Origin of the sequence: Pseudomaricurvus sp. HS19 (assembly GCF_009857815.1) — a bacterium.
Taxonomy (GTDB): Bacteria; Pseudomonadota; Gammaproteobacteria; order Pseudomonadales; family Cellvibrionaceae; genus Pseudomaricurvus.
This window is the reverse complement of record NZ_WVVW01000002.1, coordinates 164,908-178,970: the sequence shown is the minus strand read 5'-3', so window position 1 is coordinate 178,970 and position 14,063 is coordinate 164,908. Positions and strand designations below refer to the sequence as shown.

Sequence of the window (14,063 nt, the reverse complement as noted above, 5' to 3'; positions counted from 1 at the left end):
AGGTATCCCTGTCCGGCTTGCCCTGCATTTCACGCAAAAGTCGCGCCATTCTACCAGTGTGCTTACAGGGATAGGAGGCGCCAATGGGGCGGTTTGGTCAGCATTCCCCGTGTGAAGGAGTCATCTGCGGCCATAAGCGTGTGTAGTGATGCTGTTTACCGCCTGCCCGGGCTATTTACTGCCTGCTCCCGCCCGTTGCGGCGTTTCCCGCCAGCTGGTGGTTGTTAATGCCAGTTAACACCTGCAGTGACAGGCTAAGTATCTGATTCGGCAAGGCTTGTCCGTCGCCGTCGCCGAATGTTGTCTCTCGCTTAACAGCTTTCCGCCCTCGCTGGCGCCGCTCACCTTATTCATTGCCCCGGGCTTTGTGGGCCGGCTGCGTAACCTGTTGGCAAATTACTTGTAAATCAGGCGCTTGCCAACTCTCTTCCGGTGAGTGGTACACATTCTGCTCTTCCCTATGCCGGGTCGTTGTAACGCGAGAGCAAGACACCGGCGTGGCAGCGACACAAAGGTGCGACCGCAGGAACGCGGTATCTAAAAAATCTGGTTAGATTTAAGGAGAATTAAGATGATGGACTTCAAACGTAATCTTCTGGCTGCTGCCATTGCGGTAGGTATGTGTTCCGCAGTGCCTGTATGGGCAGATGCGGACAACAACAATGTGGCGGGCTATGGTTCAGTCGCTCAGGATGACGGTACTTTCGACGCCTCTGACAACTCGGATAATTCCGACAACTCGGACAACAGTGCCAACGCCAGCGACTCTTTCAAAACCTCGGATTCGTTCCAGGACAATTCCGACAACTCCGATAATTCGGATAACAGTGACAACTCCGATAACAGTGATCAGGGCAATACTGACCTGGCGGTGAATGAGTCCTTCCAGGATAACTCCGCGGAAGATAACTCAGACAACTCAGACAACAGTGACCAGGGCAACACTGATCTGGCAGTGAATGAGTCCTTCCAGGATAACTCAATGGAAGATAACTCAGACAACTCAGACAACAGTGACCAGGGCAATACTGATCTGGCAGTGAATGAGTCCTTCCAGGATAACTCCATGGAGGATAACTCCGACAACTCCGACAACAGCGATCAAGGCAATACCGATGTTGGTATCAACGATTCGTTCAAGGCGGACAATTCAGACAACTCGGACAACTCTGATAACAGCGACAACAGTGATCAGGGCAATACCGATGTAGATCTCGCTGTCAGTGACTCCTTCCAGGACAACGATAATACCGACAACTCTGATAACAGTGACAACAGTGATCAGGGCAATACCGATGTTGACCTTGCTGTCAGTGACTCCTTCCAGGATAACGACAACACCGACAACTCTGATAACTCTGATAACAGCGATCAGGGCAATGTTGATCTGGCGGTGAGTGATTCCTTCCAGGATAACTCCATGGAAGACAACTCCGATAACTCCGACAACTCTGATAATTCCGATAATTCAGACAACTCGGACAACAGCGTAGCAATCAACGATTCGTTTAAAGCTGACAACTCAGACAACTCAGATAACTCGGACAATTCAGATAACTCCGATAATTCCGACAATTCTGATAACTCTGACAACAGTGTTGCCATCAACGACTCGTTCAAGATGGACAACAGCGACAACTCCATGACTGATAACAGCACCAATATCGGCGATATCGATATCTCCATGGCGCTGAATGAGTCCGAGTTGAGCGGGTCTGTCTCTGGTAACACCTACATCGGTTCTGCCGCTAACAACGGTGGCGTAGTGAATAACCAGAACACCATTAATGGTGGAGTCAGCCACACCGGTATTGCGGTTATCAACCAGAACAGCGGCGCCGGAGCCCTTACCCAGGGTAGTGTGACTGTGCAGTCCAACCTGTCGTTGTAACAACCCTGTGACGCGCAAGCGTCATTGCCGGCCAGTGGCTACACCGCTGGCCGGCCTTGCAACACGACAGCCAGGGAAAGGAGCCCGTTATGTGTAGACTAATGAATTCCAACTGCACATCGGCTGACATCAGTGAGCGGAAACCTCGTCAATCTCTGTGGGCGGCCGTACTGCTGCTGGGTTTTCTCGGACAGTTGCCGTTGGCAAATGCTGACGGTCAGTTGCTGCAGCTGGATGCTGAGGCACTGGATGGTGATCAGCTGGCCGGTCAAAGTGCCGCAGCCGGTGTGTCATTGGACATGACGTTTCAACTCAATAAATCAGAGCAGAACGCTCTGTTGCGGGATAACCACATCAGCGACTCGGTCACCGGTGACAACACCATCTCGGATAATGCCTTTTCCGGTGCTTCGGGAATTACCTCGGTAATCCAGAACAGTGGCAATGGTGTTGTTATCCAGAAATCCACCATGGTAAATGTGATATTCCAGCAGTGACAGGTGATGATGTGCACGGACGACTTGTTAAAGCAGGTGGCAATCCGGGGAGGCAAATAGTTGGTTGTTGCCTGCTTTTTTTCTGTCTTGCAGGTAATGCCGCCGCCGGCGGGGTATTGCTGCCGGGTATCGGAGGTTCCTATCAGTTCCCCGTAGAGAGCTACAAGGAGCGGCGTTTTCGGGATGTGATCAAGCAGCAGTACGATTTCAGTTGTGGTTCCGCCGCGCTGGCGACGCTGCTGACCTATCACTACCAGTTCAGGGTCAACGAGCAGGAAGTGTTTGAAGGCATGCTGGAGCATGCCGATGCAGAAAAGGTCCGGCGTGAAGGGTTTTCCATGCTGGACATGAAGCGCTACCTGCAGGCCCGTGGCTACAAGGCCGACGGCTTCCGCCTGACCCTGGATCAGCTGAACGGCACGGTGAAGGTGCCGGCGGTCACGATTATCAACACCAACGGTTACAACCATTTTGTGGTAGTGCGTGGCGTGCGGGAGGACCGGGTGCTGGTGGCCGACCCCGCCGTGGGTGCGCGGGTGTTTACCCGCGAAGAGTTCGAAGCGGGCTGGAACGGCTTGGTGTTCCTGATCCGCAGTCACGCCGATGCCGGGCGCAGCAGCTATAACACCGACCTGGCCTGGCAGGGACACAATGAATTTCGCTATGGCAATTTTTTACGACGTCAGAGTGTTTCGCAGTTCCTGGTCGGCTTGCCCGGCCAGGGTAACTACTGAGTTGCGAAGGGAAGGGGGCTGTGCCCCGTAACAGAAACACCGTTTATAAAGTGTGAGGAGCGTTGCGCCAGGAGGCATTCCATGAACCGCGCATTACGAAATACCGGCTGGGGAATTTGCCTGTTACTGGGCACCCATAGCCTGCAGTCACTGACGGCGGAGCTGTCGACCGGGCGTGCCCATGCCCTGTTGCAGAATTTGCCCCGACCTCTGGCAGAGGCTGAACTCAATGAGCAGCGTGGCGGCTTTCTGACCGCCGAAGGCTTTAACGTGCGTATCGGTTTCGAGCGGGTAACCCTGATTGATGGCGTAGTGGTGGCCCGCTCCACGCTGACGCTGCCTGATATGAACAATCGCATGCAGGCAATGGATCAACAGATGCAGGCCATGAGCCAGGATATGGAGGCCATGAAAAACACCATGCAGGAGAATATGGCCACCAGCATGAATGCCATGGAGTCCGCCCTGTCCAATCCGCAGGTACAGAATCATCCCGGGCTGGATGCCAGGGGCCAGCAGGCACTGGCCACCACAGCACAGGCGCTGCAGGCGAACCCGGCCGTGGATACCAGCGGTAGTGGCTTCGACCTGCAAGTGGATTCCAATGCACAGGCAGGTGTGAAGCGTGATACCGCAACCCTGAGTCTGGTGGATGCGACGCAGGTACAATCGGCGTCGAGTCTCACCCCTGCCAGGGCGTTGTCGGCAGACGCCGGTCAAGCGGTCAGTATGGCGTTGAATACGCCGGTGCATGTCAGCCAGTCGATGACCAATATTGCCCAGACGGCCACCACCACTCTGATCCAGAATGCCGCCGACAATCGCATGATCCAGACACTGGAGACCCTGAACATCGAACTGTCGGGACTTGGTCCTCGCGGTGTGCCGGGGCTGGGACGTCACATGTTGCCCAGCCTCCAGTACTACAGTCGTTGATGACCGGGGGTGTGCTGGCGGGCGGAGAGAATTTCAGAATTGCAGTGGCGCCTTGAGGGTGATCTGTACATCAGGGCTCTGCTCGGTGACGCCCACCGCCAGTGACAGGTTGATGGTTTGCTTGCGGGTCACCTGTTGGGTGAGGCCAAACAGCAGGCTGCCGGCGTGGAAGCGATCGAACTCCGCGTCGGTCACGTCGGAGTGCACCTCAACGGTGGTGCGATCTATGATGTTATGTTCGTAGCCCAGGCTGAAGGAGGTGCGTTCGTTGACCGCAAAGCCCATGCCGAAACTGAAGCCGATAATGTCACCCGGGTTAACGGTGCCGCCAAACTCCGGACCCTTGTCGTCCTTGATATTCCACAGGTAACTGATGCTGCCGTAGACCACCGCCGGATCCGACGGGTAGAGCAGCGTCAGTCCCGGCTGCACCGCCCAGAAGCCGGAGCCGGTGGGCTGCTCATCAAAGATCACTCCTACAATTGCGCCCTGGTCGTTTACCAGTGTGCGGCGATCGAGGTCGAAAATGCTGGTGCCGCTGTCGCTCTTGATGCGCAGATTGCCGATAAAGTAGGGCAGGCCATAACCGCCGTCGTTGAGCTGGTAGTTAATGCTCATCTCCAGGTCACCCCAGCCGTCACCGCTGGTATCACTGATGAGGTCTATCGGCGTACCGTCCAGCGCCTGGCGCTCACGGATGCTCTCGTCAATATCGAGATAGGGCGCGCGCAGGCTCACCTCCAGTCGCGAGGTGATGCCATAGCGAAAGGTCAGCGCGTAAGTGAGGATGTCCCTCTCCGCCTGACTGATGTTGATCAGGCCGATGATCAGCGCCGGCAACACGGTAAAGCCTTCGATGGCGACAACCGTTGAGGAGCTGTGGGTGTAGCTGAAAGAGGGTTCCACAATCAGTGAGCCCTGGGTGGTGAGAATGCCGCGGCTGGTGACACTGGAAACCACCTCACTCACCTGTTGTTCGCGGGCTTTGTTCTCCGTGCCAACGCTGGAGCCGCTGGATGCTTGCTGTGCGGCGAGCGGGCAGCTGATTGACAGGATGCCCAGCGCCAGCAGCAGGGGGGCAGGACCGGGTGGTTGTATACGGTCGGTAAGGGCAGAGAACATCAAGGCCTCCTTGCCGTTAAGGATTGCAGTCAGGAATTTTTTTTATCTGCGGGTTCACCCGGCGCGGCGGCTGTGCTCCATGCCGGGGGTGATCGGCTGGCGCCCGGGGTACTCCTCGTGGTCGGGCGAAATGTTGTGCCGGCTCATGAGTTTGTAGAGCGTCGGTCGCGAGATCTGTAACAGCCGCGAGGCTTCGGAGACGTTGTTGTTAGTGTAGCGCAGGGAGGCGAGGATGCTGTCGGCCTCGGCCTGTTCCCGGGCCTGGTTAAGGGTGCCGGGGCGGGGCAGCTGTGGTGCCTGCTCCAGGTCCAGGTCAGCGGTGGTGATCACCTGCCCCTCGGCCATCACCGCCGCCTTGAAGATGCGATTCTTCAGCTCCCGCACATTGCCGGGCCAGGGGTACAGGCGAATGGCTTTGGTCGCCTGGGGTGAAAAGCGCAGCGGCCGGATGCCGGGCAGCTGCTCCTGCAGGAACTGTTCGGCCAGCATGACACAGTCGTCATCACGTTCGCGCAGGGGCGGCATGTGGATGTGCAGTACATTGAGCCGGTAGTAGAGGTCTTCGCGGAACAGTTGTTCACTGATGGCACTTTCCAGGTCGGCGTTGGTGGCGGCAATGATGCGCAGGTCCACATCAATGCTCTGCCGCCCGCCCACACGCTGGATCACGCCGTCCTGCAAAAAGCGCAGGAAGTTCACCTGCTGCTCCAGTGGCAGTTCGCCGATCTCATCGAGAAACAGGCTGCCCTGGTGGGCGGACTCCACTTTGCCGATCTGACGTTCGGTGGCGTTGGTAAACGCCCCTTTCTCATGGCCGAACAGTTCTGACTGTGTCAGCCCCTGGGGAATGGCGCCGCAATTGACGGCAACAAAGGGATTGTTGCGCCGCGGTGATAAGCGATGCAGCTCCCGCGCCACCAACTCCTTGCCGGTGCCGCTTTCGCCGGTGATCAGTACCGGAGCATCCACCGCCGCGGCCCGTTCAATCAGATGATGAATGTGCTGGATGGCGCTGCTGTTGCCGCCCAGCAGTGAGCTGCCGTTGTGGCTCGCCTGGAAACGGGTGTGGTGATAGCGGCTGGGTTGCCGCAACTGGTGCATGGCGTGGGCGTGGCGCAGCATGTGGTCCAGGGCGCCGGCGTCCACCGGATGTAACTGGAAGCCAAGCGTGAAATCCGTGACCAGCTGTCGCAGCCGCGGTTGCTGCAGTCCATCGCTGTTAAGCAGGGCTACCCAGGGAAGCTGGGGATTGTTCTGTAGGGTATCGGTCAGGTCATGGAGTTGCGCCTCAGTCATTGCGGACGAGAGACAGACAATGGCGGCTGCCATGGGCCGATGGGAGAGGTTAATGGGCAGTGAGTGAGGCAGGTGTACCGGAACAAGACGCCAGTGTGGCAGCTGCTGTGCCAATGCGCGGGTCTCTTCCGGTTTACAAAACCCCACATGCCAAACGCCGAGGTTTTTGCTGAACATAGGAATCCCTTCTTCTGTAAACCACTACATATGACCGGCATCCTGCGGTCAGTAACTATCGGTTTTCAGCCGGTCTGGTTAGAACTTTTTACAAGTGCTCCGAAGCATAGTAGTGGTCAAACTAAAGTGAAAAGACGAATTCAGTATAAAAACATGGCTGCATAACCGGATGGCAGCGCGCTCGACATTTTACGGAGAAAGAGTGGATTGGCGTGTCAGTGAGGGGCGGGGTGTACGGCAAGGCGGCTGCGTGTGACCGCTCGCGGTGGTCACACGCAAGGATGATCAAGCGCCGAACAGGCCCTTGAAGAAGAAGAAAAACAGGATTGCCAGGCCGGCGCCGGCGGGCAGGGTGATGAGCCAGCTGGTGAAGATGGTGCCGATCACACCCAGGTTCAGCGCGCCGATACCGCGGGCCAGGCCCACGCCCAGAACCGCACCAACGAGTGTGTGGGTGGTGGAGATGGGCAGGCCGGTACCTGAGGCCAGCACCACGGTGGCGGCGGCACCCAGCTCGGCAGCGAAGCCGCGACTCGGGGTCAGCTCGGTGATCTTCTTGCCGATGGTGGCGATCACTTTCCAGCCGTAGGTGGCCAGACCGACGACGATACCGATACCACCCAGCAGCAGGATCCAGCTGGGCATGACAGATTTGGAGGCTACTGCGCCGGTGGCGATGACGCCGTAAACCGCGGCCAGTGGGCCAACGGCATTGGCCACGTCGTTGGAGCCGTGGGCAAAGGCCATGGCACAGGCGGTAAAGATCATCAGTACGCCGAAGACACGCTCAACGCTGGCAAAGCGGTTGCCCTTGTTGCCCTCGTCCTTGATGTTGCGCAGCAGCAGCATACCGATACCCATCACCAGCAGGCCGATCAAGAACGCGATGCCGGCGTCCTGGGCAAAGCTCAGCTCCACGCCCATGTCCTTGAACACGTGCTTGAGGCCCTTGAGCATGGTGACCATGGCCATCAGGAAGCCCACGGCGAACATGTACAGCGGGATGTAGCGCTTGGCGTTGGCGAAGGGGTTTTCGGTGTTGAGAATCAGTTTCTGCACCGTGCGGAAGAGGAAGAAACTGATGGTGCCGGCCAGCAGTGGCGACACTACCCAGCTGGCGACAATGGTGCCCACCTTGCCCCAGGCCACGGCGTCTACCGAGATGCCCACGGCGGCGAAACCAACGATGGCGCCGACGATGGAGTGGGTGGTGGAGACCGGCCAACCGAGCAAACTGGCGATCAGCAGCCAGGTGCCCGCCGCCAGCAGCGACGACATCATGCCGAACACCAGCAGTTCCGGTGTGTCCGTGAGCGTTGCAGGGTCGATGATGCCCTTGCGGATGGTGGAGGTCACTTCACCACCGGCCAGGTAGGCACCGAGGAATTCGAAGATCATGGCGATGACGATCGCCTGTTTGATGGTGAGGGCTCGTGAGCCGACGGAGGTGCCCATGGCGTTGGCCACATCGTTGGCACCTACGCCCCAGGCCATGAAGACACCAAAAATACAGGCCAGGATAAGTAGGGTCTGGCCGTGCTCTGCAAGAATAGACATGGTGAGTCGTACCTATTTGAGTCGTTATCGTTCTCTGGCTGATCCCGCGTCAGCGGGCCAGCAACAGTTGCAGGCGGGATCCGACCTTTTGTGCCCGGTCGGCCACGTCTCCTACCCACTCAATGACCCGGTAGAGGAAAATCACATCCACCGGTGGTAGTTCCTTCTCGATTTTGAACAGTGTGCTGCGGACAGTGACTTCAAGGTCGTCCGTCAGGCTCTCCAGGTTGTCCAGCTCCTGGATCAGGTTTTCCACGATCTGCAGTTCGCGGCCGGCAAAACCGGTCTCCAGCAGTTCGTCGAGTTCGTTAATGGCCGTCAGTGCCTGGGCACTGGTGGCGATGCAGGTCTCGACAAACTTGAGCATGTCGGCTTCGATCGCCGTGGGCAGGGACATTTCACGGCCGAGCATGATGCCGGCGATATCCTTGGCGCGGTTGGCGATACTGTCCTGCATGGAGAGCAGTTCCAGCAGGTCCGAGCGGGGCACGGGCAGGAACAGGCTTTTGGGAAGGTGACGGCGGATTTCACGCTTGAGCGTATCGCCTTTGTTTTCCAGCTCGCCGATGTCTTTCTGAACCTTGCCGGCGGCTTGCCAGTCGTTTTTGGTGACGGCGTCGAAAAACGGCGTCAGCAGCTGTACTGCCTGGTGGGCCACTTCCATATGCTCCTGAATGGGCTTGATGGGTGACTTACCAAACAGGTTGCTCAGGGGGTTGGAGATGGGCATGACTAGGCTCCCTCTGTTTGCTGGCGCGGAGTATAAAGAGTGCTGCGCCAGAACTCATTAAAAAAATGACATTTTTCTTACGCCGCCGCCGACCCCGCCAAAGGCGGGTTGTGGACGTGAGAACTGCCTCCCGCTGCGGTCGGGCATCGCTGCCGCAGGACTGGAATTGAGACTACAATGGCTGTCATCATGCAGATTACAAATAAAGAAGCATAGCGCTTACTGAATATCAGGGTGTTACAGGGCAATCTATGAATAAAGCGGTCATGATCGGGCGCGTACTGGAACTGCGCAATCTGTTGGATGATCTGGTGGCGGACGGGCGTCTCAGCGCCACTGACGCCAACTTTGTCGCCGGCCAGAGCCGCACCCGCGAACAGGCCACCATGCACCCGGTCAGCTATGTGGCCAGCCAGCGCCTCGAAGACCGCTCCCAGCCTGGCCGCACCCTGGACGAGCAGCGTATTTGCCAGTGGCTGGCGGAGCGGGCAGGGCTGGCGCTGGTGCACATTGACCCCCTCAAGATTGACGTGGCGAAGGCCTCCGAAGTGATGTCCTACGCCTTTGCCAAGCGCCACGGCATCCTCTGCGTCAACAGCAACAGTGACGAGATCCAGGTGGCCTGCAAGCAGCCCTACCTGGATGACTGGGTACCGCAGCTGGAGCATGTCTCGCGCCGTCGGGTCAAGCGGGTGTTTGCCCTGCCGTCCGATATCGACCGCTACATGGTGGAGTTCTATACCCTGTCCCGCTCCATCAGTGGTGCCGCCGGCATGGCGGGCCCCTCGGCGGTCACCAACTTCGAGCAGTTGCTGGAGCTGGGTACCAGCAAGGACCCGGAAGCCAACGACCAGCACATCGTCAATATCGTAGATTGGCTGCTGCAATATGCCTTTGACCAGCGTGCCAGTGATATCCACCTCGAGCCCCGTCGCGATATTGGCCGCGTGCGCTTCCGCATTGATGGTGTGCTGCACCAGGTGTACGAGCTGCCTGCGTCCATTACCGCGGCGGTCACCAGTCGCCTGAAGATCCTCGGTCGCATGAACGTGGCCGAGAAGCGCAAGCCCCAGGATGGCCGTATCAAGACCAAGCGCCCCGATGGCACCGAGGTGGAGTTGCGTCTGTCCACCCTGCCCACCGCCTTCGGCGAGAAGCTGGTGATGCGGATCTTTGACCCGGATGTGTTGCTGCGCAGCTTTACCGAGCTGGGCCTCACCGGCGAAGACTATGAGCGCTGGCAATCCATGCTCGGGAGTCCCCACGGTATCGTGCTGGTTACCGGCCCCACCGGTTCCGGTAAAACCACCACCCTCTATTCCTCCCTCAAGCGGCTGGCCACCAGCGAGGTGAACGTCAGCACCATTGAGGACCCCATCGAGATGGTGGAGGAGGCCTTTAACCAGACCCAGGTGCAGCACAATATCGGCCTCGATTTTGCCACTGGCCTGCGCACCCTGATGCGCCAGGACCCGGACATCATCATGGTGGGGGAGATCCGCGACCTGGAGACGGCGCAGATGGCGGTGCAGGCGGCCCTCACCGGCCACCTGGTGATCTCCACCCTGCACACCAACGATGCCCCCACCGGTATCACCCGCCTGCTGGACCTGGGTGTGCCCTCATATCTGCTGCGCTCCACGGTGCTGGGTATTATGGCGCAGCGACTGGTGCGTACCCTCTGTCCCCACTGTAAGGCGCAGGGTGAGGTGGACAGCGACGCCTGGCAGCAGCTGGTGTCACCCTGGCGGGCGCCGGCGCCAAAGGCGTTCTACAAACCGGTAGGGTGCCTGGAGTGCCGCAATACCGGCTACCTCGGCCGTCAGGGCATCTACGAAATCATGCCGTTAAGTGAGTCGTTGCAGGGGCTGGTAGAAGCTCCCTGCGACCTGTCGGAGCTGCGCAAGCTGGCCATGCGTGAAGGCATGCGTACCCTGCGTTTGTCCGGTGCCCAGAAAGTGGCACAGGGCATTACCACCATTGAAGAGGTTATGCGGGTGGCGCCACCGGTGGAGTACTGATCCCCGGCCCGGCCCGGCCCCGGTGGCCGGGTGATAGCCCTGACTGCCCACCCCAGACCCGTAATTGAACCCTGCCAACAGGATCATCATGCTTCCCGTCGATTCCATTCCCCCGTTTCTTCATTCCCGCCTGCAGCAGAGCCAGGAACTCTGGCAGCACCGTGCCCCGGCGGATCAGCAGCAACAGTTAGAACAGCTCTTGCAGCAGCACCCGCAGCTGCCGCCACAGCTGGCACGTGTGTTTGTCGCCAGTGATTTTGTGCTGCAGTCCGCCTGCGACCGGCCGCAGGCGTTTGTGGAGTGGGTGGCCAGCGGCCTGTGGGAGGCGCCACTGACCCAGGACGGGATGCAGGCCCTGCTGGGCCAGCGGCTGGCCAGCGTCGGCGACGACGACAAGGCCTTCGACCGGGCCCTGCGCCAGTTCCGCCGCGACATGATGCTGCGCATTGTCTGGCGGGATTTCTGTCGCCTGGCGCCCATGACCGAAACCACCGCCGATATGACTGCCCTGGCCGAGGTGGTGATCCAGGCCTCCATGGCCTTCCACGACCGCTTGCTGCAGGCGCGCTACGGCCAGCCCATAGGCCGCTACAGCAAGCAGCCGCAGCCGCTGGTGGTGCTGGGCATGGGCAAAATGGGGGGCTATGAACTCAATGTCTCCTCCGATATCGACCTGATCTTCTCCTACCCCGAGAGCGGCGAGACCGAAGGTGGTCGCAAGTCCATCTCCAACCAGGAGTACTTCATCAAGCTGGGGCAGAAGATCATTACCAGCATCGACAGCACCACCGTGGACGGCTTTGTCTTCCGGGTGGACATGCGCCTGCGCCCCTACGGCCAGAGCGGCCCGCTGGTGGCCAACTTTGATTCGCTGGAGGAGTACTACCAGACCCAGGGGCGGGAGTGGGAACGCTACGCCATGATCAAGGCACGGGTGGTCTCCGGGGACCAGCGCACCGGCGACGTGATGCCCGGCGGCGTCAAGGCCGGAGAGCAGCTGATGGAGATGCTGCGGCCGTTTACCTACCGCCGCTACCTGGATTACAGCGCCATCGAGTCCATGCGTGACATGAAGGCGCTGATCAATCGTGAGGTGCAGCGCAAGGGCATCAACAGCGATGTGAAGCTGGGGGCCGGCGGCATCCGCGAGGTGGAATTTATCGTGCAGGTGTTCCAGATGATCCGCGGTGGTCGCGATGTGCGCCTGCGCGAGCGTCAGGTACTGAAGCTGTTGCCGCTGCTGGAAGAAGAGGGCTTCCTGCCGGAGGGGGCGGCCGATGAGCTGGCACAGGCCTATACCTTCCTGCGCAATACCGAACACGCCATCCAGGGCTATCAGGACAAGCAGACCCAGTCGCTGCCGGTGGACAAGGCGGATCTGGAGCGGCTGGCCTGGGTGATGGGCTTTGGGGCCGCGAACGATTTCCTGGCCGAGCTGGATCGCCACCGGGCGTTGGTCAACGACCACTTCCAGAAGGTGATCGCCGAGCCGGAGCGCGAGCAGCAGCAGGGCGATGAGCTCAAAGAGTGGGAGAGCCTGTGGCCCAAGGGTGTGGGGCCGCAGCTGGAGGTGACCGACCTGGAGGGCTGGGCCCGTCACCTGGAGCAGGCCGGACTGCAGGATGCCATGGACGTTGCCGGTGTGCTGCAGACCCTGGCCACCAGCCGTGCGGTCTCCGTGATGCAGCCGGAGGGGCGGACGCGACTGGACGCGCTGATGCCGCGCCTGCTGAAACTGTTGGCCGAGCGCCAGGAGCCGGTGGAAACCCTGCGCCGGGTACTGTCGATGGTGGAGGCGGTCACCCGACGCACAGCCTATCTGCTGTTGCTGGTGGAGAACCCCGGCGCCCTGCAGCAGCTGGTGCGCCTCTGCAGTGTCAGCAGCATGATTGCCGACCAGCTGGCCAAGCACCCGGCCCTGCTGGATGAACTGCTGGACCCCCGCGCCCTCTACCAGCCGCCGGACAAGGCCCAGCTGCGGGACGAGCTGCGCCAGCAGATGCTGCGCATCAGCTGGGAAGACCTGGAGAGCCAGATGGAGACCCTGCGCTACTTCCGCATGGCTCATGGCCTGCGGGTAGCTGCCAGCGAAGTCGCGGACATGCTGCCGTTGATGAAAGTAAGTGATTACTTAACGTGGTTGGCGGAAGTGATCCTTGAGCATGTGGTAGAGCTTGGCTGGCAGCAGATGCAGGTTCGTCACGGCCGCCCCACTGCCGGCGAGGGCGAACCGGAACCGGAGTTTGTGGTGGTTGGCTACGGCAAGCTGGGAGGCATTGAGCTGGGGCACGGTTCCGACCTGGACCTGGTGTTTATCCATAACGCACCGGCCAATCGCTACAGCGATGGCGACAAGGAGCTGGATAACCAGACCTACTTCACCCGCCTTGGGCAGAAGGTCATCCACATCCTCAATACCCAGACCGTCTCCGGTCAGCTCTACGAGGTGGATATGCGCCTGCGCCCCTCCGGCAACTCAGGATTGCTGGTGTCGTCGCTGACCGCGTTCGAGAAATACCAGCGGGAAGAAGCCTGGACCTGGGAGCATCAGGCCCTGACCCGCGCGCGGGTGGTGGCCGGTGGTGGCGGTTTGGCGGAGCAGTTCGAGCAGCTGCGGGCAGACCTGTTGGCCCAACCCCGGGAGCTGGACAAGCTGCGACAGGAGGTGGTGGAGATGCGCGAGAAGATGCGCAGCCACCTGGGTACCAAGGGTGGCGAGGAGGAGAAGGCTGCCCAGTTCCACCTCAAGCAGGACGCCGGTGGCATCGTCGATATTGAATTTCTAGTGCAGTACTCGGTACTGGCCTGGGCCCATCAGGACCGCAGCCTGACCCGCTGGAGCGACAACATCCGCGTTCTGGAGAGCCTGCAGGCGGCCGGTTTGATGGAGGCCGGGGATGCGGAACAGTTGATTGAGGCCTACAAGGCCTATCGCTCCGCCGGCCACCTGCTGGCGCTGCAGCGCCAGCCCGGGGTGGTGGCGGGGGATCAGTTTGTGGTGGAGCGGGCTAATGTGACCCGGATTTGGGGGAAGTATTTGGGGGCTGAGTGAGTTGCCGGGCCCGGAGGCAGAGCCACGTTCTGCTTCGATATTGAGACCAA

Annotated in this window: 10 protein-coding genes; 6 read left to right on the top strand and 4 right to left on the bottom strand. The window is 59.7% G+C overall.

All coding sequences use genetic code 11. The features are described 5' to 3' along the window. Positions 1 to 571 precede the first annotated feature (571 nt). The 4 genes from GSF27_RS08530 to GSF27_RS08515 all read left to right on the top strand — a co-directional run bounded on the left by GSF27_RS08530 (position 572) and on the right by GSF27_RS08515 (position 4,058). Positions 572 to 1,891: a hypothetical protein gene (locus GSF27_RS08530; RefSeq protein WP_160967903.1), complete on the top strand. Its 1,320-nt coding sequence runs from the start codon at positions 572 to 574 to the stop codon at positions 1,889 to 1,891. Between the two features lie 89 nt (positions 1,892 to 1,980). Continuing rightward, positions 1,981 to 2,388 (top strand): hypothetical protein, encoded by a 408-nt coding sequence (locus GSF27_RS08525; RefSeq protein ID WP_160967900.1) that lies wholly within the window; start codon positions 1,981 to 1,983, stop codon positions 2,386 to 2,388. A gap of 116 nt (positions 2,389 to 2,504) precedes the next feature. After that, a complete protein-coding gene (locus GSF27_RS08520; RefSeq protein WP_202410361.1) occupies positions 2,505 to 3,122 on the top strand; it encodes a C39 family peptidase in 618 nt (205 codons plus the stop codon). Positions 3,123 to 3,203: 81 nt separating this feature from the next. After that, positions 3,204 to 4,058: a hypothetical protein gene (locus GSF27_RS08515; RefSeq protein WP_160967898.1), complete on the top strand. Its 855-nt coding sequence runs from the start codon at positions 3,204 to 3,206 to the stop codon at positions 4,056 to 4,058. 33 nt (positions 4,059 to 4,091) lie between these two features. Here GSF27_RS08515 and GSF27_RS08510 read toward each other — a convergent pair whose 3' ends face one another. The 4 genes from GSF27_RS08510 to GSF27_RS08495 all read right to left on the bottom strand — a co-directional run bounded on the left by GSF27_RS08510 (position 4,092) and on the right by GSF27_RS08495 (position 8,940). Continuing rightward, positions 4,092 to 5,180 (bottom strand): transporter, encoded by a 1,089-nt coding sequence (locus GSF27_RS08510; RefSeq protein ID WP_160967896.1) that lies wholly within the window; start codon positions 5,178 to 5,180, stop codon positions 4,092 to 4,094. Between the two features lie 54 nt (positions 5,181 to 5,234). After that, positions 5,235 to 6,653, bottom strand: a complete 1,419-nt coding sequence (locus tag GSF27_RS08505) for a sigma-54 dependent transcriptional regulator (RefSeq protein WP_160967893.1) — start codon at positions 6,651 to 6,653, stop codon at positions 5,235 to 5,237. A 285-nt stretch (positions 6,654 to 6,938) separates the two neighbouring features. Beyond that, a complete protein-coding gene (locus tag GSF27_RS08500) occupies positions 6,939 to 8,210 on the bottom strand; it encodes an inorganic phosphate transporter (protein WP_160967891.1) in 1,272 nt (423 codons plus the stop codon). A gap of 49 nt (positions 8,211 to 8,259) precedes the next feature. Next, the gene (locus tag GSF27_RS08495) at positions 8,260 to 8,940 is read right to left on the bottom strand and encodes a TIGR00153 family protein (RefSeq protein ID WP_160967889.1); all 681 of its coding nucleotides are present in this window, start codon (positions 8,938 to 8,940) and stop codon (positions 8,260 to 8,262) included. 251 nt (positions 8,941 to 9,191) lie between these two features. Here GSF27_RS08495 and GSF27_RS08490 point away from each other — a divergent pair, with 251 nt between their 5' ends. Together GSF27_RS08490 and glnE are read left to right on the top strand one after the other, a co-directional pair. Next, positions 9,192 to 10,961, top strand: coding sequence for a GspE/PulE family protein (locus tag GSF27_RS08490; RefSeq protein ID WP_160967887.1), 1,770 nt, complete (start codon positions 9,192 to 9,194; stop codon positions 10,959 to 10,961). Between the two features lie 88 nt (positions 10,962 to 11,049). After that, positions 11,050 to 14,013: a bifunctional [glutamate--ammonia ligase]-adenylyl-L-tyrosine phosphorylase/[glutamate--ammonia-ligase] adenylyltransferase gene (glnE, locus tag GSF27_RS08485; RefSeq protein ID WP_202410360.1), complete on the top strand. Its 2,964-nt coding sequence runs from the start codon at positions 11,050 to 11,052 to the stop codon at positions 14,011 to 14,013. Positions 14,014 to 14,063: the final 50 nt, after the last annotated feature.